18 protein-coding genes are annotated in these 22,215 nt (G+C 62.8%); 2 read left to right on the forward strand and 16 right to left on the reverse strand.

The window, feature by feature from the left end; translation table 11 throughout:
• Positions 1-65: 65 nt before the first annotated feature.
• The 10 genes from BB28_RS04450 to BB28_RS04495 are packed head-to-tail and all read right to left on the reverse strand — an operon-like array spanning position 66 to position 10,629.
• On the reverse strand, positions 66-839 hold the full coding sequence (locus BB28_RS04450) for a mannan-binding protein (RefSeq protein WP_046252670.1): 774 nt from the start codon (positions 837-839) through the stop codon (positions 66-68).
• A gap of 20 nt (positions 840-859) precedes the next feature.
• Positions 860-1,528, reverse strand: coding sequence for a YfgM family protein (locus BB28_RS04455; RefSeq protein ID WP_371258744.1), 669 nt, complete (start codon positions 1,526-1,528; stop codon positions 860-862).
• 46 nt (positions 1,529-1,574) lie between these two features.
• A complete protein-coding gene (locus BB28_RS04460; RefSeq protein WP_046252672.1) occupies positions 1,575-2,825 on the reverse strand; it encodes an MlaD family protein in 1,251 nt (416 codons plus the stop codon).
• Complete coding sequence (locus BB28_RS04465; RefSeq protein ID WP_046252673.1) at positions 2,822-4,135, reverse strand: MlaD family protein; 1,314 nt, start codon at positions 4,133-4,135, stop codon at positions 2,822-2,824. Before BB28_RS04465 ends, BB28_RS04460 begins: the two co-directional genes overlap by 4 nt.
• Positions 4,135-5,253, reverse strand: a complete 1,119-nt coding sequence (locus tag BB28_RS04470) for an MCE family protein (protein ID WP_046252674.1) — start codon at positions 5,251-5,253, stop codon at positions 4,135-4,137. Before BB28_RS04470 ends, BB28_RS04465 begins: the two co-directional genes overlap by 1 nt.
• Positions 5,250-6,296, reverse strand: a complete 1,047-nt coding sequence (locus tag BB28_RS04475) for an MCE family protein (protein ID WP_046252675.1) — start codon at positions 6,294-6,296, stop codon at positions 5,250-5,252. The genes BB28_RS04470 and BB28_RS04475 overlap by 4 nt, the downstream gene beginning before the upstream one ends.
• The gene (locus BB28_RS04480; RefSeq protein ID WP_046252676.1) at positions 6,289-7,347 is read right to left on the reverse strand and encodes an MlaD family protein; all 1,059 of its coding nucleotides are present in this window, start codon (positions 7,345-7,347) and stop codon (positions 6,289-6,291) included. Before BB28_RS04480 ends, BB28_RS04475 begins: the two co-directional genes overlap by 8 nt.
• Positions 7,344-8,912, reverse strand: coding sequence for an MlaD family protein (locus tag BB28_RS04485; protein ID WP_046252677.1), 1,569 nt, complete (start codon positions 8,910-8,912; stop codon positions 7,344-7,346). Before BB28_RS04485 ends, BB28_RS04480 begins: the two co-directional genes overlap by 4 nt.
• Positions 8,913-9,770, reverse strand: coding sequence for an MlaE family ABC transporter permease (locus BB28_RS04490; protein WP_046252678.1), 858 nt, complete (start codon positions 9,768-9,770; stop codon positions 8,913-8,915).
• A gap of 1 nt (position 9,771) precedes the next feature.
• Positions 9,772-10,629: an MlaE family ABC transporter permease gene (locus tag BB28_RS04495; protein ID WP_046252679.1), complete on the reverse strand. Its 858-nt coding sequence runs from the start codon at positions 10,627-10,629 to the stop codon at positions 9,772-9,774.
• 431 nt (positions 10,630-11,060) lie between these two features.
• Here BB28_RS04495 and BB28_RS04500 point away from each other — a divergent pair, with 431 nt between their 5' ends.
• Positions 11,061-13,448 (forward strand): hypothetical protein, encoded by a 2,388-nt coding sequence (locus BB28_RS04500; protein WP_046252680.1) that lies wholly within the window; start codon positions 11,061-11,063, stop codon positions 13,446-13,448.
• Here the strand turns inward: BB28_RS04500 and BB28_RS04505 are convergent.
• Genes BB28_RS04505 through BB28_RS04530 form a run of 6 tightly spaced genes read right to left on the reverse strand, consistent with a single transcriptional unit; the run spans position 13,445 to position 19,742 of the window.
• Positions 13,445-14,590 (reverse strand): glycosyltransferase, encoded by a 1,146-nt coding sequence (locus tag BB28_RS04505; RefSeq protein ID WP_046252681.1) that lies wholly within the window; start codon positions 14,588-14,590, stop codon positions 13,445-13,447. The genes BB28_RS04500 and BB28_RS04505 overlap by 4 nt on opposite strands.
• A gap of 10 nt (positions 14,591-14,600) precedes the next feature.
• A complete protein-coding gene (locus BB28_RS04510) occupies positions 14,601-15,212 on the reverse strand; it encodes a YdcF family protein (protein WP_046252682.1) in 612 nt (203 codons plus the stop codon).
• Entirely contained in the window at positions 15,199-16,203 is a 1,005-nt protein-coding gene (locus BB28_RS04515; RefSeq protein WP_046252683.1) for a CgeB family protein, read from the reverse strand. Before BB28_RS04515 ends, BB28_RS04510 begins: the two co-directional genes overlap by 14 nt.
• On the reverse strand, positions 16,200-17,498 hold the full coding sequence (locus BB28_RS04520) for a lipopolysaccharide biosynthesis protein (protein WP_046252684.1): 1,299 nt from the start codon (positions 17,496-17,498) through the stop codon (positions 16,200-16,202). Before BB28_RS04520 ends, BB28_RS04515 begins: the two co-directional genes overlap by 4 nt.
• Positions 17,491-18,675: a glycosyltransferase family 4 protein gene (locus tag BB28_RS04525; protein WP_046252685.1), complete on the reverse strand. Its 1,185-nt coding sequence runs from the start codon at positions 18,673-18,675 to the stop codon at positions 17,491-17,493. The genes BB28_RS04520 and BB28_RS04525 overlap by 8 nt, the downstream gene beginning before the upstream one ends.
• Complete coding sequence (locus tag BB28_RS04530; protein WP_046255533.1) at positions 18,672-19,742, reverse strand: glycosyltransferase family 4 protein; 1,071 nt, start codon at positions 19,740-19,742, stop codon at positions 18,672-18,674. The genes BB28_RS04525 and BB28_RS04530 overlap by 4 nt, the downstream gene beginning before the upstream one ends.
• An 805-nt stretch (positions 19,743-20,547) precedes the next feature.
• Between BB28_RS04530 and BB28_RS04535 the strand changes: the two genes are divergently transcribed.
• Positions 20,548-22,014, forward strand: a complete 1,467-nt coding sequence (locus tag BB28_RS04535; protein ID WP_046252686.1) for a sugar transferase — start codon at positions 20,548-20,550, stop codon at positions 22,012-22,014.
• Positions 22,015-22,215 lie beyond the last annotated feature (201 nt).

The following is a 22,215-nucleotide window of genomic DNA, read 5'->3' on the forward strand; positions in this document are numbered from 1 at the left end:
TCCTAAGACGGAAAATGCCCGCCTACAAGCGTTGTCGCTCGTAGGCGGGCATCACCCATTGCGTTCTAGCCGCCGTACCCGGGCTTCAGGATCGGGGCGATGGCGCCAATCGGGATATGCGCTTCCACAGTGCCGCCATCCATCGAGTACACCCGCTGGCCGGGGGAGTAATCGATCGGGTAGTCGTGGGCGACTGGGTAATCCGGCATGTAGATGATCAGCTCGTCCGGTGTCAGCGCCCAGGCCTTGTACGCGCCGGAATACACCTTGTCCGGAGTCCACCGGTCGGGCGTGAACGGATAGGTCTGTGGGGTGTGCCCCGGCGCGGCCCGATCCAGTGCCTCGATGATGAACGGCTCGGCGATCGGCGGGATGGCGTTCAGATCGCCGCCCTTGAGAATATCGGCGAGCACCAGGCGCCTACCGCCGTCGTAGTTGAACGTCCGGTAGGCGTTGTTCACCTGCGGGCCGTTGGCGTGGTAGTCCTCGTGAAACACGATCGATGTGGTGCTGCCGTGGTTGAAGATCTGGAAGTTCTCCTCGCCATAGCTGTCCTGAATCATGTCAGCGCCCTTGGCTTTCCAGTTGTTGTACAAGTTGCGCAGGTACTCACGGATAGCGGGGTTGCTGTCCACCAACTCAGGGATGGCGACCTTGATATCGCGATCTGCCTTACGCGGCGAGGTCACCACGGTGTGGCAGTAGAGCCCGTCGAAATTGCCGCCGAGCTCGCCGCAGAAGGACTGCGCCGACGCCGACGCCAACGGCGCGCTGCTGATCGCCAGCGCGACGGCACACGCCCCGGCAACTCCTCGGACCAAGAGTTGAGAAATCCGCATGATGACCTTTCCTGGCCGACCTAGAGGTACGTCAGGTCGCTTGCGAGCCAGCGACCGTCGATCTTCACCATCGTGATCTTCATTCGATTCTTGTCGACACGTTGATCACGCACATTAACGTTCTTGACGCTCTGATCGACCATCATCAGTATCACGACTTTGTCCGTGGACTTGGACTCGATTGCCGAGTTCACGACTTTGCCCTCTGCTCCCGACTTGTTGTCGATGAGCAGCTGCCGCAATTGGATGCTTGCCTGGGTGAAATCGTCCTTGAACTTGCCGGTGGCTCCGTTGAGGATCTGCCGGAAGTTCTCGTCGATCTTGTCTGACTCGACGCTGGTCAAGACCTCTGTGTAGGCGACCGCGACGGCCTGTGCCTGCTCTCCGGCCGCATCGATCTGGTGCTGTCTCCACACCTTCATGCCCACGACACCCGAGAACACCAGAGCCCCGACCAGGATTGCCGCGAAGGCTCCGATCGCGGCATAACGCACCCACGACGACGTTCCGGAAGAATCCGCATCGTCGTCGGCCTTGGGTGCGTCCGAATCAGACTCTTCTGCCGCGTCGACGTCGTCGGCCTCGTCGGTGTCGGTCGGGTCGGTTTCCGCGGAAGTGTCCGCGGCGTCTTTCTCGTCGACCTTGTCCGCCTCGGCGTCGCTTGTGGAATCGACGTCATCTTTGGTCATGGTGACCACGGTAGTAGCTCCTTGAATCTGATTCGCAGGTCAGGTGTCAGTTCGGCGGTTCGATCGGCAGTGTCGGTCCACCATAGGTGGTGGGTACCTGGAAGCGGCCCTTCGGTGTCGGGTCGGCCTTCTTACCCATATCGGCGCCCATGGGAGGTCCGGCGGTGTCGTCCCCAGCAGGTCGCGGCGCATTCTTGGCACCGCGAATCAGGACGGCCGGATCCGTGTCCGCGCAGTAGTTGGCGTAGAGGAACGGCTCGGGGTAGTCGGCGGCCGACAGCGGCAGCCGCGGTGTCGGGTAGTCGCAGACGTAGCGCGGGTACAGATCTGCAGTGGCCCAGATTCCGCCGTCGTGCATGATGCTCATCAGCGCGTCGAACACCGAGGCCCGATAGTTGGGGAACAGGGCGTTGAGGGCAGGAACGCGCAGGTAGAGCAGCCGTGAGGCGGTTGCGAGATTACCCAGCAGGGTCACCATGGTGTCGGAGTTGTCGGCGAACAGGTTGTCGACGGCGCCCAGGGTTTTGGGGGTTTGATCGACGAGGGTGCGGTAGCCGTTTTGCATCTTCTCGATGCCGCGCAGGGTGCGGCCCAGCTCGTTGGCGGTGGCTTGGATGCCCGAGTTCTTGTCGGCGGCCAAGGTGAGCACCACCCGGCTGGTCTTGAGCAGGCTGGTGGTCTCGGGCAGCACCGAATCCAGGGTGCTCAGCAAGAAGGTGCCGCCGTCGATGATCTCGGTGAGCTTGCGCGGGCCTTCCTTGCTCAGGCTCAGTTCCTTCTTGATGAGCTCCAGCTTCTTGGGATCCACCTGCGCCAGCAGACCATCGGCATCAGCCAACAGCTTGGCCAACGTCACCGGCACCTGCGCACCCTCAGAGATCACGGCGCCGTCCTTGAGGAACGGACCCTGATCCGAGACGCCTTCGAAGTTGATGTACTGCTCGCCGGCGGGTGACAGGCCGGTGACGCGCACCTTCGCGGATACGGGAATCTTGTACTTCGACTGGATCTCGGCGACCGCGTCGACACCCTGCGGGGTGATGGCCAACGACTGCACCGTGCCCACCTTGACGCCGCGCAGCGCGACATCCTGGTTGGGCAGCAGACCACCGGACTCCGGCAGCTGCACCTTGACGCGGTACGTGCCCGAGAACGGGCTGATGCGCAGCGCACCTACCGTGAGGTAGGCGATCGCGACCAACAGCACGGTGGCCAGCGCGATGCCCGAGAGCAGCATTCTCTTGCGATGCCCGGCACGGATGGTGCCGACCAGGCCATTGGCGAGCGCGTTGATCACTGGCCCATCACCTCCGGTCCGGGGGCGGGAACGGGCGCCGGTGCGGTGCCGGGGACGGGGCCAGGAGCGGGCGCCGACGCGGGCTCGGCTTGTCCGGGAGGCGCCGGCACCGGCACGCCCGGCGGCGGTCCCGGCACGCGCTCGATCACGCCGGGTTCGGTCGCGCTCGGTCGCATCGGGACGTCCTCGCCGTACACGCCCTTGCCCACCACGCGTTCCTGAAGACGCCACAGCGTGTACTTGAAGGAGCCGACCAGCTGAGCCCAGTTGTAGCGCTTGGGGCCGTGCGAACCGATATCGCCCTTGAACCCGGCATCGGGGATCGATCCCAGTACCAATTTGTCGATACTGACGCGTACCGAAATCGCGTTGCTGGGGGTGGATTTGATGAGTGTGGTGATCTGCCGGTTGAGGCCGTTGATATCGATCGTCGGGTCCTGCGCGATGTCATTCCACGACTTGGCAATCGTGTTCGCGTCCTTGATGACGCTGTGTCCGCTGGTATCAGTGCCCGCGATCGACGGGAATTTCTGCAGCTGCTTGGTGGTGGCGCCGATCTGAAGAACCAGCTGCGAGAGCTGAGCGGTGTTGGCGGCGAGCGCCTCGGTGGCTGGATCGGCCTCTTTCACGATGTCGGTGAGAGTCTGGTTCTTGGTGTCGAGCTGGTCGGCCAACTGCGAGGTCTGGGTGAGAGCATCAGAGATCTGTGCCGATCGCGTATTCAACGTTCCCAGTAGGCGATTGGAGTCCTTGATCAGATCGCCGAACGCCTGGCCCTGATCGCCGGTTGCCTTACCGAAACCGTTGATGACATTGGTCAGGTTGCGTACCGCGCCGCCGTTGGAAACGAGCGCCGCCGAGCTGAGCACGGATTCCACCGTCGCCGCGGCCATCGTCGAATCGAGGCCGATGGTGTCGCCCTCCTTGAGGATGGGCGAGTCCGAGGTGGCACCGGCCGGGGGGCGAATCGAGACGAAGACGTCGCCGAGCGGTGTCGCGGAACGCAGCTCGGCGGTGCTGCCCTTAGGGAGCCGGACGCCGTGGATGATGCGCAATGTGGTGATCGCGGTGTAGTTACTCACCCGCATGTCGTCGACCTGGCCGACATCCGCGCCGGCCAGCTTCACCTTGGCGTTGTTCGGCAGGTTCAGGATGTTCGAGAACAGGGCGGTCAGATGGTAGCCGCCCGATCCGACGCCGGGGGCGGGCAGCGGGAGATCTCCCAGACCGTTGGTGCCACAGCCGGACAGGACGGTGGCCGCCAGCATCGCTGCCGTGCCCATCGCTGCCAGGCGCTTGCGTGTAGCCATCACTTTTGCCCCATCGCCGCGAGCCCGTCGAGCACATAGGAGAGGCCGAAATCGGGCCCATAGTCCTGCAATGTTCCTGTGCTGCAGCCCAGTTGGCGCAGGCCCATCATGTTGCAGATCTCCTTGGCGGTCTGACTCTCGAACAGCAGCTTGTCTGTGAGAAATCGTGCGCGCAGCGACCCGTTGTCCTGATCGATGATGTTGTAGAGGTTCTCCACGGCCAGCGGCGCAAGGTCGAGGGTCTCGGCGAGCTCACGTTGGTTGTCCGAGACCGTCTTGAGTGCCGTGTTGCCGTTGAGGACCGCCGCCTTGATGTGGTCGCGGTTGACTTCCAGGAGGTCGCCGGCCTGCTTCACCAGATCATTGAGCTTGCGCCCGGTGTTCCCCGTGCCGAGCGCCTCGTCGTCGATGATGTTGCTCAGTTGGTGGATGGTGGTGGAGAATTCGCGCAGCTTGCCATCGTTAGCCGCCGCGGCGTCGAACAGTGAGCTGACGTTCTTGATGATGGTCGTCATCTGCTCGCGGGTGGTTACGCCGCCCTCTGAGCTGAGCCGCAACGCTTTTGACAGCTCGTCAAGGCCTGACTTGATCTTGTCGCCGTTACCGTCGGCGACTCCGGCGGCCGCATTGATGATGTCGCCCACCGGCCCCTGGCCGTTTCCGTCGCCCTTGAGCGATACCGACAATCTGTCGAGCATGCCCAGTACGCGGTCGAATTCCACCGGCGTCTTCGTCTTGTCGAGTCCGATGGTGTCACCGTCCTTGAGTGTCGGCCCACCCCGGTACGGGGGAGATAGCTCGACCTGGCGATCGGTGAGGATCGATGTCGACAGGGTGACGGCCTGCACGTCGACGGGCACCTTGACGTCCTTGTCGACGGTGAACTCCACGTCGACATACCCGGATCGGGGGGTGATCTTCGTGATCTTGCCGACTGGCATGCCCAGCACCGCAACAACATTGGACTCGTACAGTCCAGAAGCGTTGTCGAACTGGGCGGTCAGCGTGATGTGATCCAACTGCGACTTCACGTAGTACGCGCCCGCGCCGACGATCGCGGCGACCACTAACGCGATCGTTGCGATGACGGCGATGGCCTTACCTCTGCCGCTACTCATTTGCAGTCCTTGAAGTACTGGATCATGCCGAATTGCTTTGCGCGACCGCTGATTGCGCACATCCAGGAGTCGACGGCCAGGCCGTTGGGGGCATTGAACTCGATGGCGTTGCCGGTGCCGGTGGCATTGGTTACGCCGCGCAGCGCGACGGGTGCAACCTGCAGAATGCTGCGCAGCAGGTCGTCATGCTGGCCGAGCATGTCGGTGAGCTGATGCAGCGTCTTGAGCATGTCGTCGAGCTGCGGCCGGTTCCTGATGACGATCTTGCTGAGCTGCTCGACCAGGTTGGTGAGCGACTGCATCATCGCGTGGAAAGTGCCACGGCGCACCACGAATTCGCCGATCAGGCTCTGCCCCTGATTGATCAGGGTTCCCACGCCCTGCTGCTGACGGTGCAGCGTGTTAGTGACCTTTTCGGTGCTCTTGAGCAGCGTGCCCAACTGGTCGCGTCGTTCGGCGATGATTCCCGACAGTGTCTGGATGTTCTGCATGGCCTGGGGGACCACCTCGGGCAGCCCGTCGAGCTGTTTACCCAGAATGCTCAACGACTGAGCCACCTTGTCGAAATCGACCTGGTCGAAGGTGTTCGTCACGTCCTTCAGGGTCGCCTGCAAGTCGTAGGGGACCTCCGTGTGGGCGAGGTCGATGGTCTTGTTGGGCAACGACCCCGGTCCTTCCGGGCGCAGGTCCAGGTATCGGGAACCGAGGATCGTGGTCACCCGTATCGCGGCCCTGGTGTCCTTACCCAGCTTCACGTCATCGCTGACCGAGAGCTTGGCCTCGACGTGATCTCCGACCAGCTTCATGCTGGTGACCGTTCCCAGCGGTATGCCCGCCACGGTGATGGGCTGACCGGACCGCAGCGATGCTGCCTGCGCGAACTCGGCGGTGTAGGTGGTGTACCCGAAACCGATTGCCTTGACGAGCAGCATCCCGCCCACGAGTGCGCCAATCACGGCGATCGCGATGAACCCGAGCCAGGTCTTGTTGTAGGTCTCGACCGGCCGGTTCTTGATCTTCTGCCATCTCGTTTGTTCAGCCATTGGCCAGGTTCCTGCATCGCGGGGTGTGCTGGGTGACGTTGCCGGGTGTCGCCGCGTTGACGATGATCGGCACCACGTCGTTGAGGCCCGGGAAGAAGCCGGTGATGTTCAGATCGCAGATATAAGCGTTGCCGTAGGCGCCGTCACCGGTGATACGAGCCAAGCCCTTGAGCAGCAGCGGTAGGTTGCCGCCGAGGAAGGCCAGCTTCGGCTCGATCTGCACCATGTGCTTGGCGAAACCTGGTTGGCGCGTGATGAGTTCATCGAGCGACGGGTAGACCTCGTCGGTGATCTTTGACACCCGCCGCAGGGTCTGTGCCAGTGAGCCCACCGAGTTGACCAGCTCCGGACGGCGGGAGTCGAAGTCTGCCACGACCTTCCGGGTGTTCGTGATGGCCTTGTCGAGACTGTCGTTCTGCTGCGCCAAGTTCCCCGTCACTGTGCTCAGGCTGGTGATCACATTGCCCAGCACCTGGTCGCGACCTGCGAAGGTCTTTGTCAGCGTGGAGGTTTGGTCGACCAGCGAGGTGATCGAGGCCTGATCACCCTGCAGGGACTGGATGACGCCCTTGGTGAGATTGTCGGCCTGCTCCGGTGAGAGCGTGCTGAACAGTGGCTCGTATCCGTTGAGCAGCGTGGTGACATCGAAGGAAGGATCGGTGCGCTCCAGTGGAATCGTCGACCCCGCCGCCAGCACGTTGGTGTCACCGGTCTTGCCGAGCGACAGGCCCAGGTACCGCTGACCGACGATGTTCTGATACGTCACGGAGGCAAGAGTGTTGCCGTACAGCTTCTGGTCGTTCTGGACGACGAAGTCGACCTTGGCTTGATTGTTGTTGACTAGCTCGATCTTCTCCACACGTCCCACGCGCACACCGGCCATGCGGACGTCATCACCGTCTCGCAACCCGTACACATCGGTGAAGACCGCCGAGTACGCCGTGGTCCCGCCCGCCACATCACGGCGCAACGTGGCATACACCAGCCACGTCAGCACCATCGCGACCGCCATGAAGACGACCAGCGCGATCAACGGACCACGGAACTTCATTGGGATCCTTCCTTCGCGAGCGAGACCGTGGTGCCCCGCACGACCGGGCCGAGCAGCAGCTGCGTGGAGGAGCTAGCTGGCTTATCGGTGATGACACTGAGCTGAGTGCGTTCCACCGCGCTACCTACCGGGCCCACCGTCCCGCCGAACGATGCCGGTGCGATCGGTGCGCCGCCACCGTCCCGTGCGCCGGGAGCAACCGGTGCGGCCGGCAGCGGGGGAGGTGGTGGTGGCGGCGGCTCCAGGAGATCGGGATCCGCGGTCCCGGGGACGCGCGGCACCGGCACCGCCTGCCACGGCGGCAGTGGGGGGTTCGGGTCCGTCAGGTTCGGGCCGCCGGGGGGCACCACGTACGGCGGGCCGACCGCGATCAGATTTCCGTTGGGGCCCACTACAGTTCCGCGTGGTGGCTGCAGGTCCGGCGGCACCTTGTAGTTCTGGGGAAGCAGTTCTTCCGGCAGGTCTGGACGCACCACGAGCTCGGGTGCGGTGAAGCAGCTGGGACCCTTGAGCTCGCCATAGCGTGGGCAGTCGGCTCGCGTGTAGCTGTATCCGGGGGTCAGCGAGAGGTTCACCCGCATGTTGCCGGTATCCACGTCGGACAGCCAGGGATTCTCGAACCATTTCTGATTCATCTGGTTGATCTTCTGGAAGATCATCTGGAACTTGCCCGCGTTGTTCGAGAACGTGCCGAGGACGGGCGTCAGTTCCGTGGTGATGCCGATCAGCTGATCGGTGTGATTGTCGAAGGCCTGCCGGGTGGTGCCCACCGTCGTGAGGCCGCCGTTGATCAGGCTGGTCAGCTGTTCGCGTTTTTCGACAAAGGTCTGCATCGGTTTGACGGCCTGGTGCAGCGAGTCGAGCAGTTCGGGTGCGGTCTGCTTGAGCCCCTCGGTCGCGTCGAGCAGAGCCTTGACCGTGGACGGGCCGGTGTCGGTCACCACGATGTCGTTGAGCTGGGCGATGAGGCGGTTCAGCTGCGCACCGCCGGTGAGGAGCTTGACGCGGCGGTTGTCGGTCGCGGCTCCCAGCGCGGCCAGGATGCCGGTGGAGTGGTCGTCGCGGCCGCGACCGGTCGCGGTGAGGACATCGCGCAACTTGCTCACTGTTGTCTGGAACAGAACGGTCGGCAGCTGGGTGTCCTCGGCGATGTGTGCGCCCGCGCGGATCGGAGCACCCTGCCCCCGGTCCACCAGCTGCACCGAGGACACCGCGAAGACGTTGCTGGGGACAACGCGAGCGGTGGCGGTGCTAGGGATGGACTTGGCGTACTGCGGCTTGAGGTTGATGTGCACGAAATTGGGCTGCCCGTTGGCGGCAGGTGTGACCCCATCGACCTCGCCGACCAGAACACCGTGGTACTTCACGTCGGATTTCTGGGGCAGCCCATCACCGACGTTGTTGAGATCGGCAACCACACGGACGAAGTCGTTGAGACGCCCTGTGGACTTCAGCATCATCACGCCAGTGACCAGTGCGGCCACCACGATCATCGCGACGCCGGTACCCAGCAGGAGCTTCTCGGATGGCCCACGGCCGTCCGTCTCAAAGGAATTCGCCGCCATCTAGCCACCCAACCTCGCACCTGCGTCGACGCTCCAGAGCGCCATGGTGAGCAGCATGTTGACGATGATCACGAGTGTGATGGCAGCGCGCATGGCATGCCCCGCAGCTACGCCCACGCCTTCGGGGCCGCCGCTGGCGTAGAAGCCGTAGTAGCACTGGATGGTCGAGGCGAGCCACACGAAGATGATCGCCTTGATGACCGAGTAGAAGATGTCGATGCCACTCACGCCGATGCCGAAGTAGTGCAGGTACGAACCGATGGATCCACCGCTCATGATCCCCACCATGATCTGGCAGGACAGGTAGCTGACGGCAAGGCACGCGACGTACAGAGGAATGGTGACCACGGTGGCCGCCATCAGCCGGGTGGTCACCAGGTAGGGGATGGGCCGGATCGCGATGGAGTCCATGGCATCGATCTCTTCGGAGATGCGCATGGCACCGAGCTGTGCGGTGAAGCGGCAGCCGGCCTGGGTGGCGAAGGCGATCGCGGCCATGATCGGGGCGAGTTCACGGGTGTTCACCAAGGAGGAGATGATGCCGGTGGCCGGGCCCAGCCCCAGCAGGTCCAGGAAGTTGTAGCCCTCGATGGCCACCAGTCCACCGGCGATGATGCCGAGGACGATCATGACGCCCGCGGTACCACCACCGACCACGAGAGACCCGTTGCCCCAGGCGATATCGGACAGATGCCGGAGGAATTCTTTCCAATAGTGGCGCAGCACAATGGGTACGCCGGCGATCGCGCGGAAGAAGAACGCGACCATGTGGCCGAGCCGGGTGATCGGCTTCTGCGCCTTGTTGTAGATGCCGACGAAGGGCCGTGCAATCGGGGGCACATAAGTTGATGCGGTCATGTCACAGCCCCGTCCGCGGGAACATCATGATGTACAGCTGGCTGATGGCGAGGTTGACCGTCATCAGCAGCAGGATCGATTCCACGACGGCCGCATTCACCGAGTTGGCGACACCGATCGGGCCGCCCTTGGTGGACAGACCCTTCTGGCAGGCCACCACTGCCACGATGGCGCCGTAGATAACGGCCTTGATGAGGGCCAGGATCATGTCGCCGGGGGTCGCGAAGGCGGAGAAGGTTGTGACGAAGCTGCCCGGGGCGCCGTTCTGCCAGTAGACATTGAATAGGTAGGCGCCGAGGAATCCGACGAAGCACACGACTCCGGTGAGCGCGATACCGATCATGATGGCTGCGGCGAAGCGGGGGACGACGAGTCGCCGGATCACCGAGACGCCCATGACCTCCATGGCGTCGGTCTCCTCGCGCATGGTGCGCGAGCCGAGGTCGGCGGTGATCGCCGAACCCACCGCCGCGGACATCAGGAGAGCGGCCACGAGTGAGGCGGCCTGCCGGATGATGGCGATGCCACTGGCCGCACCGGCCAGTGATGTCGCACCGACCTGCCCGGCGAGCAGTGCGAACTGGATGGAGAGCGTGACACCGATGGGCAGGGTGACCAGGATGACGGGCACGACGGCGGTGCCGGCCTGGAAAGCGCCCTGCCTGACGAACTCCTGCCACTGGAATTGGCCGGTGAACAGGTCGATGAAGAACCACTGGATGGTGCGGACACCGAGCATGAACTGCTCGCCGACGGTCTTGAGTGATTCAAGCGGGTGGCGCTTGACGTATCCGGTCGTCCAATCCTGGATCGCCGCAACGCCATCAGTGGTGGCGCGGCGCTCGTCTTGTGTGGTCATCGCAGGTGGCCCGCGCAGACGCAGCTCAGAGTGGTTGCGGCTACGGCAATCAATGCGGCTCCCTGTGTGACCTGGAACACAAATCCCAGCAATCTACGAGTACGTCTCGGCCATCATGGGCTATTCGGTTCCTGGATACATGCGAAACGCGAAAATGGATTCAGGCGTGAACGTAAATTGACGGTCGTCTACTGGGGTTGTAGTACCCCGATGGCCGCGAGGTTTGCTTGTTTGCTTCGGCCGTCAAGTTGCTCGCCGTAAACGCTTGTTGACGTCTCTGGCAAACTTTCGTCAATCACTTTGCGTGAGTAAGGCCCCTCCTTGCGCTGCTCGCAGCGACCGGGGCCGGTCTGGGCACGCAGTGTTACCAAACAAATCGCAGGTAGACACGATTTTCAAATAACGACTATGAGGTGGGTCACACGTTTACAGTGCTGCTCACGTTTCAGGTTTCCTCAAAGGAGAGGGTTGCGGTTTTGTCCAAGCGGCATCGAAAGTCATCCAAAAAGGTCGTCGTCCAACGCACCGTGACGGCGGTCGGCGCCGTCGCCGCGACTGCCAGCTTGGCTTTTGTCGGGCCCACCGCGCAGGCGGCCGCGGCGGCGCCGGACTACAAGGGTGCGGTCACCGACTCTAAGGACGCGCTCAATAACTACTTATCCGGGACTAATGCGATCGGATCGGCTGCCGGAGGCGTCTGGAATCCCATCGCTCAGGGATCCGGAGGGCTGCTCCCGACGTTCGGGACGAGCCTTACCCACTCCAATCTGACCAGCATCGCCGACCTCCCGGATGTGCTGCGGAACCTCGCAAGCACTCCGCTCCCGACGGCTGTTCCGGGAGTCATTCCCGCGATCAAGATTCCCGGGCAGGGTTTCGTCGACCTGCCACTGCCGACGACCATCCCGGGCGCCAACCTGCTCAATGGTCTGGCCAACGCGCTTGACGGTGTGTTCAACAACCCCATCATCGGGCCCGTCGTCAACCAGCTTCCGCCCCTGAGCGACATCGTCGACGGACTGATCGCCGAGCAGGACAAGTTCACGGCGGGCTACAACTGGCCGCTGCTTCAGGCCAGCGGCCTGACAACCATCACCAACACCTTTGTGCAGACACCGAGCGGGCTCAACATCAAGATCCCGGCCTCGCTGGACCCGCTGGGCATCTTGCCCGACTCGGTCCGAATCCTGCCCGATGGCACCTTGCCGAACGTGACGGCCTGGGTCCCGATGGGTGCGGGAAACTACACATTCCCGCTGGGGATGGAGACCGGATGGTGGGCGACCGCGCCCACCTTGGTGGTCGACGGCGGTGCCGTGAACGTTCCGCAGACCGTGCTGTCGATTCCCATGTGGGCCAACGGCATCAAGGCTCCACTGGGGCTGGGGCAGGCAGGCCAGTTCAATGCACATGTCCTCATCCCGACGCAGAACGGTATCTACTCGCCGGTCGGCACGACGTTGTCCAACTTCTCCGTTCCGATGCTCGGCCTGGGTATGACGAATCTCAATGTGACGACCGGAAACTATCTCGGCACCAACGGATTCAATATCAACAACGGGCAGAACATGATGGTGTTGCAGACGCCGTTCTCCGGGGCGCTGCCGATACCGATCGTCTATTCCCTGGGTGGCTTCAACATGGGGACCGAGGGCATGGGCTTCACGCTGCCATCGCTGTTCGGTGTTGGGCTCATGCCGACATTCCAGATCGGCACGGCACCGGGGGCCAACACGCCTCTGGGAATCATCCCGCCCAACCTGATTCCCACGGGTGGCATCGTGCCAACCCAGCTCATCACCGTCTCCGGCCTGATCAGTACCGCGCTCGGAATACCGGACCCGACAGTCGAACTCGCCAAGGCTCTGACTCCGCTGTACAAGGGTTTGGTTACGCCCGTCATGACACCGATCTCGGACATGCTCACCGCGCAGTACGGGAATCTGTTCAATGGTGCGGCGTCGAACACCCTGCAGGCCTCCAAGTTCTACAAGGATGTGATGACGCAGCTCGCCAGCGTGATCGGTGCGGCTCCCGCGCCGCTCTCGTCTCCGGCGCCCAACACCTTGGCGGCCACCGATACGCCCGCACCGGCGGCCACGCACGTCGAGGCTTCTGCGCCGGCGCAGAAACTGGGCGCTGCGACGGCACCTGAGGCCAAGCAGCTTGAGGCTCCGAAACTGGATCTCACCTCGAACCTCGTCGCCGCCAAGGACAAGGTTGTCGAGAAGGTCGCGCCGGCGCCGCTTTCCGCATCCGCATCCAGCGCTTCGGAATTGAGTGCGACGCCGATCGGCGAAGCGGCAGCTCAACCTGCTGCCGCTGCCGCTCCCACGCCGGATGTCGCGAAAGAGGCCCCCAAGGCCGAGGCGAAGGAAGACTCGAAAGACAAGGAGAAGCCGGCGAAGCCGGTCGTGAAGGAGAAGCTGCAGGACAAGGTCGATAAGGCGAATAGTGCGCTGAAGGATTCGGCCAGTGGGTCGATCAAGCAGACGAGGGGTGCGATCACCTCTACGGTGACTAACACGATCGAATCTGTGACTTCTACTCAGTCCGAATCCAAAGCTGCTGAGGCGAATAAGGATTCAGGCACGTCGTCGGTGACCAAGAGCGACTCCGATAGCGGCAAGCATCATGAGGATTCCTCGGGTGCGTCCAACAAGGTGAAGGTCAAGGTGGCCTCGCCCAGTGAGTCGGGTGGAAAGCATCGCGCGCCCGAGGCGTCGTCCGGTGGTGGTTCGAGCGCGGGCGGTTCGGAAGGTTCGGGTGCCCATGGCGGATCGTCGTCAAGTGCAGGAAAGCACTCGGCGAGCGACTAGAGGCGCACGGCTCCCAGCACGATATCGGCGATCCGGGAACGGAACGCCTCGGGTGAGAATCCGCACGCCTGCGACCGGATGGCGCTGGTGTCGTAGTCGGCGGGGTTGAAGTCCCGCATCAGCTCGGCGAGCTGTGCTATGACGGCGTCATCCGGGCCGGCCTGTACGTGTTCACCGGTAATGCCGGGCTCCACGGTGTCCAGAGCACCTCCCGCGCCCAGCGCCAGGACCGGTGTTCCGCACGCCATTGCCTCGACGGGGACGATCCCGAAGTCCTCCACGCCGGGCATCAATAGGGCGCGGCATCGCCGGTACATGTCCAGGAGAACCTCGTCGGATGCGGCGCCGAGAAAGGTGGTCTCGGGCCCGGCGATTTCTTCTAGGTGATCGCGGAATCGTCCCTCGCCCAGCACCACTAGGCGGCAATTGGCCCGTTGCGCGGCCCGGATGGCTAGGTCCGCACGCTTGTACGGAACCAGCCTGCCCGCACACAAATAGAAGTCCTCGCGGGCAATCGACGGATCGGGAGAGAACCTGTCGATGCGTACGGGTGGGCTGATCACTGTCGACGGCAGCCCCCACCAATCGCGAATCCGCTCCGCCACGGCATGTGAGTTGGCGATGACATGCGATAAGCGGGGTGCTGCCCGCAGTTCGCCCCGGCGCGCGAGGTTCCCCAATGCGGACAGGGCGATTCGTCCTGCCCGGCTTGCCATCTCGTGATCACGAAATGCGCGGTCCCATGCCCAGCGGGCCGGGCTGTGCACGTATGCGATGACGGGAGCATCGGTGGCGAATGCCGCCTGGGTGGCGAATGAGTGATGACTGATCAGCACCGCGTCGAGGTCATCGCCGAGCGGGAGCTTCCTCAGGGCGCTGGGAACCAGGGGAAGCAGTGGTGCGTGCGACCTGCGTCCGGTAGCGCTGTAGGCATTGTCCAGCCAGGTCCCCGAAATCGGTTCGTGCGGTGCATCGTCCGGCCAGCCCGCGGCTTCCAATACCTGCTGGCGGCAATGGGGTTCCGTGATCGGCGCGAAGACTTTCGCCTGCGGCCAGGCCTTCATGAATTCGGCGACCACCAATTCCGAGCCGCCGAACTCGGTGAAACGTTCATGGACGATCGCTATACGCGATGAGTTCATAGTTCCCTCCTCAGCATCCGGGGGTCAGAAAAGCCTTGACGTAACTGCCGGACTGCCGGACGAACATCCACGACCAGAAGGCAACTCCGGAAGGAGTGGGACTAGCGACCATGGTGAGCTCCCCGTCGAAACACTTTCCGACGATGTAACGAGCACGCGAGACGTGTGGCGTGAAGGTGATGACGATGATGTGATGCCAGCCGAGTTCCTGTGCCTTGGCGCGTATTTCCTGGGCCTCGCCCTCGGTGGTCCAGGGGTCTGGGATGAAGCAGCTGACCGTGAATGTGAAGTGGCCCTTGCAGTACTTGTCCATGTTGCGGTCATTGGCACCGGTCGACTGTGCGATCAGCAGGTACGGTGCGTACCCGCGTTTCGCCAGATCCAGCCCGACGTCGAATCGCTCGTAGGGAGTGCCGCCCAATACGACGATCGCGTCGGCGGGCCGTAGCGGATCGGTCTGCGGGTGCATGTACACACGCCAGCCAGCGGTGACGAACCCCGTCGTGAGCACGGCGATCGCGATCAAGGCCAACAGGACTCGCCTGCGCCACCGTGGTCGCCGGTCGGCGGCAGGCACTGAGGGCTCATCGGTGGGCATTTCCGTGGCGTCAGTGGAGCTCATCGGCGATTTCCTTGGCGCGGTCGACGTAGCGGTGCGATCCCTGCGTCACGCGAAGGTGGCCTGCCCCCGCGATCTTGGCGGCTTGCGCCGGATGGCAAGCACACCACTGCAGGATCTCGCCAAGTTCGGCCTCGTTGGAGAACAGCAGACATTCGGTTCCCTCGTTGAGCAGCTCGCTGTGTTCATCGGTGCGTTCCCCGACGAACAGCCCACCGCACGCGGGTATTTCGAACGTTCGACAGGTGTGGGTGTCGCGGTTGTCAGAGTTCAGCAAGACCAGGTTCGCGGTGACGGACGCCACGGTGGTCGCGAAGTGATCGCCGTAGACGGCGCCACCGACTGTGGCTCCGGTGGCCTGCAGCGAGGGCATGCGTCGCCAGCCCGGACCACGAACAAGAAGATTCTTCCCGTGCTCGTTGCCGAGTCGGGCGATCATGTCGGATCTGTCCGGGCGTCTGGCTCCGATGAACCCCACAAGATACTGCCGTGCAACCCGTTTCGCGCACGCACGATGCCACGCGGGGTCGTAGGCGCTGCGTACGAACTTCACTCGGCGCGCGCCTCGGTCTTGCAACTCGGTCACGTTGTGGCGTTTGGTGGTGACCACCAGATCCCACTCGCGTTCGTGCGCCAGGTAATCAGTCGTCGTGTTGTAGGGATTGCCGACATCATCGGGGCTGTAGTGGACGCGGACTGCTGCCGGAACCTGGAGTAGTCGTGCCTGGTCCAGGTGGATCGATTTGAACCCGAAGAGCATGTCGGGAGTGAAATCTCGCGCAATGGCATCGATCTGATCATGCACGGAGTTCTGCACCCAGGATGCCCTCCGGCGCATGGCCTTTGAGTACACCCAGGCCGGTGACAGCCTGGCAGGCAAGGTGACTCTGGTGGTGTCCACCACGACCACCTCATGGCCCGCCTGGCGGAATCCGTCCGCCATCGACCGGGCATTACTGCCCACCCAGTCATCTCCGATAAAGAGGATCTTCATCGCACAACACCCTCTTGCTCCGATTCGGTCTCGATGAGCACGCCTCGTTCCCGTCTTGCCAGGTGCCTGATTCGGACCAGATACCAAATGGCTACTCCGAATTCGGCGCCGATCACGCCGCCAATCAGTGCCCACACGGAGTGGCTCCAGGATGCTGCGATCAGCCCGGCCACCGACGCCGCTGTACCTACCACCGACGCTACGAGGACACCATGCATGTCCTGACGTACCGGTAACAGCGCGGTGCTGATGTACGAGCTGATAGTGCTTGCCGGAAGAATGAGAAGCTCGGCGCGCAGTAGGCCGACGGCCCCGAGGAACTCGCTTCCGAAAATGAGGTGAACTATCGGTGTCGCGAGCACCCAGAGTAGAGCTGCTGCGAGTATGGCCACCGCGACGGCGCCGCGTAATCCCCGCAAGCCGGTGCGCCAGAAGTGTTCGTGTCCACTGCGTTTCGCCATCCGGGGCAGCAGCACCAATCCGATCATATCCAGGAGAGATTGCATGGCCCTGACCAGACGATCACTCGCCGAGAACAGGCCCAGCGACACGGCGTCGAGCATGGCGGAGTAAATGGCCGGTGCGCCTTGCCCGTATCCGGTGGTGAGAAGTCGTGAGGTGGCGATCGGCCAGCTGGTGCGGAGGATGCGGCCAGGTGCGTAGGGGCGACACAGTCCGCCGAAGGTGCGCAGGCTGTCCCACCAGGTGCCGGCGACCGTCAGAACTGAGGAGCCCAGCAGGCACAGCACCGCGGTGGACGCGTGTGGGGAATGCGGTAGTAGCACGATGAGAAGAACGAGGTAGGCGATGCGCCCGGAGCCCTGGTAAACCGCGGATGCGACAAACCGCCCCTGCCCAATGAGCAGCCAGTCATCGGAGGTGGCCCAGAGCCCACCGGCGAAGAGTCCCAACAGAATCATGTGCACATACGAGGGCGCCCCGGCTATCCAGCCGACGCCGAACGCGGCGCCGAGCACGGCCAGGGTGATCAACCTCAGGGTTAAGTAGTCGGTACGCACCTGCCGGAGTTCGGCGGGGGTGTTGCGTAGGGCGGGCACTTGAGCCGCGAGGAACGGTGTCATGCCCAGGTCGACGACGATGGAGCCGAAGAAGTACGCCGCCATCCCCACGGCCAATAGCCCCATTCCCGCCGGGCCCAGAATTCGGGCAAGTAGTGGCACGGTCGCGAATGTCACGACGTATTGGCCGTACTTGCCGAAGACAACGGCCCCGAAATCCCGGGCCAGTCGTAATGCGCGGGGAAGCGTTGCGCTGTTTCGCGGTCCCCTAGACACTGCGCTCTTCTAACGATGCAGTCGCGCGACGGTTGAGGACCTGCGCGAAGAACGATGCGACGGTCTGTGCCGAGTCGGCGATATCGAATTTTCTGGCCCGAGACTGACCGGCTTGCGCCAATCGGATTCGAAGGTCACGGTCTTCAATGAGACGGTCGAGGGCATCGGTCAACTGATCAGCGTTGCCGGCGTCGACCAGCAGCCCGTGAACTCCCGATTCAATAGCCTCAGCGGGACCGCCGGGCTGGGTGGCGATGACTGCGCAGCCCGCGCGCAGCCCTTCGACGACGACCTGCCCGAAGGGCTCGGCGATGACCGAGCAATGCACCAGGATGTCGGCGGTGGAGAGGATGTCGGAGGGGTCGTCGAGATGCCCGGTGAATGTCACCGGCAGCTGCAGTTCGCTTGCCAGGTCTTCTAATTCGGTTCGAAAGGAATCCTCGCCGAAGAAGGTGCCGCCGACGAGGTACACGCGCTGAGGCTTAACGCTGGTGTTGGCCAGCGCCCTGAGGAACACGTCTTGTCCCTTCCATCGCGTCAGTCTGCCGACGACAGCGACAACGGTCTCGGCGGGCGGGCGCTGGGGCGGGTGTTCTGTGTCGAGTGTCCGCAGAAAATCCAGCCCGGGGTACGCCACGACGCCCGGGCGCCGCCGTGGCCGGAGGGAGTTCTGGGTGGATCGGCTGTTGGCGATGTATCCGTCGGACACCATCATGCCGATCATTCGGATAAGGAATGCCAGTGTGGCACCGAAATATTCAGCTGATATCCGATCGTGAACGTGCCAAATCAAGGGAATCCGCGCTCGTTTGGCCGCAACGGCAGACATGATGAGAGCTTTTGTGCTCCCCGCGATCAGCACATCGGCTCGGTGCTCCCGCACGACGGCTCCCAGATCCCACCCGAGCCGAACCAGTGCCGCGGCTCCGGTCAACCTGCGCAACCATCCGGAACCGTCAATGGTGACGCTTCGGCTATCGAAAGTGTTGGCCAACAATGATGTTTGTATGCCTTGGGACTTCATTGCGCTGACCATGGGGCCGTCTTCGGTGTAGATCACGGACGGTTCGACGGTGAACTCCGCGGGCACATTGCGTAGCGCCGACAGCAAGCGCGAAGTTGCCAGTTCCGCGCCGGAGGGCGCGGCCGTGTGGGCGACGAATACTGCCCGGATCACGCGCTCAACTCCGAATACACGGCATGGTGACGCTGCGCGGTGGCCGCCCAGGAGAACGACTCGGCATGTCGTCGGCACTGCTGCGGGCTAGGGAGCACGCCATCGAGTGCCGAAATGAGGCGCGCCCCAAGTGCTTCAGCGTTGTCGGATGGCACGATCAACGTGGGGTCCAGACCGCGTACCGCATCCGGGAGTCCGCCACAGTCGGTGACCACGGCAGGCCTGCCGGTGGCAAGGGATTCGAGTGCGATCAATCCGAACCCCTCAAGAGCCACGGATGGTACGACGGTGAGGTCGGCAAGTGTGTAGAGCTGTGTCAGGGTGGGGTCGTCCACACGTCCGGTGAATTGGATGCTGTCGTCCAGACCCGCCGCTGACACCTGTGCTCTCAGATCATTTTCGGCGGTGCCCGTGCCCACGATCATCAGGCAGGCATCTGGATGCGCGGATACGACGGCCGGCCACGATTCGATGAGGCGGTGAATTCCCATGCGGTGTTCGAGCCTGCGCACGCAGAGCACCGTGCGCCGCCCGGTGGGGGCCTCCAACGGTGGCAGCAGTCCGAATCGGTCGAGGTCGACCCCGGGTGGAATGACTTCGATGCGATCCGCCGGTATCCGATAGTCCTCGATCAGAACGTCACGGAATCGATCCGACAGGACGATCATCCGCTCGGCGCCGGTGTACCGGAGGCGCTCGACGACGTACTTGGCATGGGAACGGAAGGCTCCGGCTCCTGCGAACCTGCTTTCTGCCGCCCAGGGTCCATGGAAGTGCACAACTAGGCGGCTGCGGGTGCGCCATCCGGTGGCCGATGGTCCATACAGGCAGAAGTGGCGATCAAGAATACCGGGTTGTCGCAGCCCGGATCGATCGTTGAACGCGGTGAGAACCCGCGTTCGAGTGGACCCGCCGGTGGCGCCCCAAGACCATCCACCGTCAGAGGGCACCCCGAATGCGGCGGCCGACAATTCAATGTTGTCCCGGTGGCGGAGCGCGGTGAACAGATCGGTGAAGTACCGATTCAACCCGCCCGGCAACGAGGAGAACCACTCCGCGCCGGTCATGTGCACTCTGATGGGCGCCATATCAGGCCTCATCTCTACTGCTGGCGATCTTTGCTATCGGTGACGGCTGCGGCATCGGTCCGACGTCGCGCGTCGTCCATCGCCACGCATGTGTTCGCCGACATGCGTGGTCCGCCTTGGGGGCTCGGCCCCATCCCTCATGTTTGTTCAATGTTCAACCGACACAACATGCACGTGTTCGTGGCCGCCGATAGGTTCATATCCATTGATGCTCATAATGCCGGAGTGGGCCAAACAATATTTCCGACTAGCACGATGCTCTTCGGATGCGAAATTCATGTGCGCACCGATGTTTCGATGCGCCTAGTTCATGCCGCCAGACAGCCGACTCGTCTCTAGCCTGCAACACACCGCTGGTGCTCCGCAACCTGAGGCAGAGGTTTCGCTCACTGAAAGTTGGGTTTGACCTTGCCTTTAATTTGCCCGCAACTGGCAGGCGCGTAGTGTTCAAGATAACGCTGTGGCGGGCAGGGACGGGCGCGTTCCGCGTTGCCTGAATCAGCCTGACCTGGCTATGTTATGAAAATGTTACTTGCCGGTGAGCGTTGTGTGATTGGCGTGAAGATTAGCAAAGGGTGTCGGCGGGAGATGTTTATTAGATGATTCTTATTTCCCTGCAATAAAACTTTCATTTGTGGCGCTGCGATGGGTGAAGTAGCGTGACAGTCATCACGTGGCGTGTTTTTGGTCGTTATGGAAACCTCTACACGTAAATAGGTCGGGCTCAATTGCCTAAATCGTCCATACGAATCAACCGATATGAACGAACGGGTCAAGTGCACTTATGGATTTGAAGAGCGTCGTTAGTGACGGAATTCAACGGAGGGTAGAAGCGCGCCCCGGAGGGCTGTTCTACCTGCACCGACGATGGGCGCCGGCGGCTGACCTGGTGGCCATCGCTCTCACGTCGCTGGTCTCGTATCAGCTCGCGCATCATCTGCTGTCCAGTCGGCAGGACCTAGGTCGTTGGTATGCGGCAACAGATGTTGTGATCGCCGTCACGTGGTTTGCTGCACTCTCGCTGCACACGGTCGGCCCGGGAAAGGCGTTGCGGGCGGTCTTGCAGCAATGGCAGACGGTCGTCAGCGTCACGTTCCAGTTGTTCACGATCGTGCTGCTCACTTATCTCATCTCGCGCATCGAGCTGATCGATATTCGGCATCTGGTCATCGAGATACCGCTTGGACTGCTGGGCATACTGGTCGCTCGGTATGGGCTGCGGCGTATCTGGGGCTCGGCGGGCCGGACCCCGGTGCTGCTGGCGGGCGATCACGATGCCGTCCGGGAGATGGTTACCGCCTTTGGTCGTCACCGGGATAGTGGCTTCGAGGTTGTCGGCGCGTGCACCCCCGGAGTTGAGCATTGGCTCGGGGGGCAGGCGATTGAAGTAGGTGATCACCGGGTGCCGATCGTCGGCGATGACCGCCACGTGGTCGAGGCTGCGCAGCGGACATCGGCCCAGATCGTCGCGGTCGCGATGACCAATGGGCTTGGACGCAAGGAGCTTTCAGTGCTGGCCTGCGAGCTCGGAGATCTGGGAATCGAGCTCGCGGCATCGCCGGGGGACGTGGATGAGACTGTCGTGACGACAGCGGAGCGGGGTCTGGAGCGGGTCCACATGCTGGAGATGCTCGCCCCGGGCCATCGCCGGGCCCGATCGATGTCGAAGGAGGCATTCGACATGGCGTTCGCGGCGGCCGCCATTCTGGCCACCGCGCCGGTGATGCTCGCGATTGCCGCGGCCATCAAGCTCACCAGTACCGGGCCGGTGCTCTATGTGTCTGAACGAATCGGCTTGGACGGCGTCCCATTTCGGATGATCAAGTTCCGCAGTATGTACACGGGCGCCGACCGCGATACCGCGGCGATGATCGACTCGGCAGGAAGCACGCCCGTCTTCTTCAAGGCGAAGGAAGATCCCCGCATCACCCCGGTGGGGGCGTTCATCCGGAAGTACAGCCTCGATGAGCTGCCCCAGTTCTTCAACGTGCTGTTCGGTGACATGAGCGTTGTCGGGCCGCGGCCGCAGGTGCAGCGGGAGGTCGACGCTTATGACGAGACGATGCGGCGACGGCTCCTGGTGAAACCGGGTGTTACCGGCCAATGGCAGGTCAGCGGCCGTAACGATCTTTCCGTCGATGAATCTATCCGTCACGACATCTCGTATGTCGACAACTGGTCCATGGGGCTCGATATACGCATCATTTCCCGGACTGTCGGCGCGGTGGTGCGCAGCGAGGGCGCGTACTGATACTCGGTCGATGGCCCATAGGGCTTCCCGAGTTTTGGTGTGCGGCCTTGTGGCGCACAATCTTTCGATCAGGTTCTTTGCGGACCGAATGGTCACCGCATTCAATCGGTAAATGCGTGTTAGCGCCAGAACACATCGTTGACAGCATGACACTCTGTGTCCTACGGTTCCTTGGGTGGTACCCCTAACTGGCGACGAGCT

This window comes from Mycobacteroides chelonae CCUG 47445 (genome assembly GCF_001632805.1).
GTDB lineage: Bacteria > Actinomycetota > Actinomycetes > Mycobacteriales > Mycobacteriaceae > Mycobacterium > Mycobacterium chelonae.

Coding starts and splice junctions, on each gene's coding strand:
- BB28_RS04450 (WP_046252670.1), bottom strand. CDS start 839: ATGCGGATTTCTCAACTCTTGGTCCGAGGAGTTGCCGGGGCGTGTGCC.
- BB28_RS04455 (WP_371258744.1), bottom strand. CDS start 1,528: ATGACCAAAGATGACGTCGATTCCACAAGCGACGCCGAGGCGGACAAG.
- BB28_RS04465 (WP_046252673.1), bottom strand. CDS start 4,135: ATGGCTACACGCAAGCGCCTGGCAGCGATGGGCACGGCAGCGATGCTG.
- BB28_RS04470 (WP_046252674.1), bottom strand. CDS start 5,253: ATGAGTAGCGGCAGAGGTAAGGCCATCGCCGTCATCGCAACGATCGCG.
- BB28_RS04475 (WP_046252675.1), bottom strand. CDS start 6,296: ATGGCTGAACAAACGAGATGGCAGAAGATCAAGAACCGGCCGGTCGAG.
- BB28_RS04480 (WP_046252676.1), bottom strand. CDS start 7,347: ATGAAGTTCCGTGGTCCGTTGATCGCGCTGGTCGTCTTCATGGCGGTC.
- BB28_RS04485 (WP_046252677.1), bottom strand. CDS start 8,912: ATGGCGGCGAATTCCTTTGAGACGGACGGCCGTGGGCCATCCGAGAAG.
- BB28_RS04490 (WP_046252678.1), bottom strand. CDS start 9,770: ATGACCGCATCAACTTATGTGCCCCCGATTGCACGGCCCTTCGTCGGC.
- BB28_RS04495 (WP_046252679.1), bottom strand. CDS start 10,629: ATGACCACACAAGACGAGCGCCGCGCCACCACTGATGGCGTTGCGGCG.
- BB28_RS04505 (WP_046252681.1), bottom strand. CDS start 14,590: ATGAACTCATCGCGTATAGCGATCGTCCATGAACGTTTCACCGAGTTC.
- BB28_RS04510 (WP_046252682.1), bottom strand. CDS start 15,212: ATGAGCTCCACTGACGCCACGGAAATGCCCACCGATGAGCCCTCAGTG.
- BB28_RS04515 (WP_046252683.1), bottom strand. CDS start 16,203: ATGAAGATCCTCTTTATCGGAGATGACTGGGTGGGCAGTAATGCCCGG.
- BB28_RS04530 (WP_046255533.1), bottom strand. CDS start 19,742: ATGACCGGCGCGGAGTGGTTCTCCTCGTTGCCGGGCGGGTTGAATCGG.
- BB28_RS04535 (WP_046252686.1), top strand. CDS start 20,548: ATGGATTTGAAGAGCGTCGTTAGTGACGGAATTCAACGGAGGGTAGAA.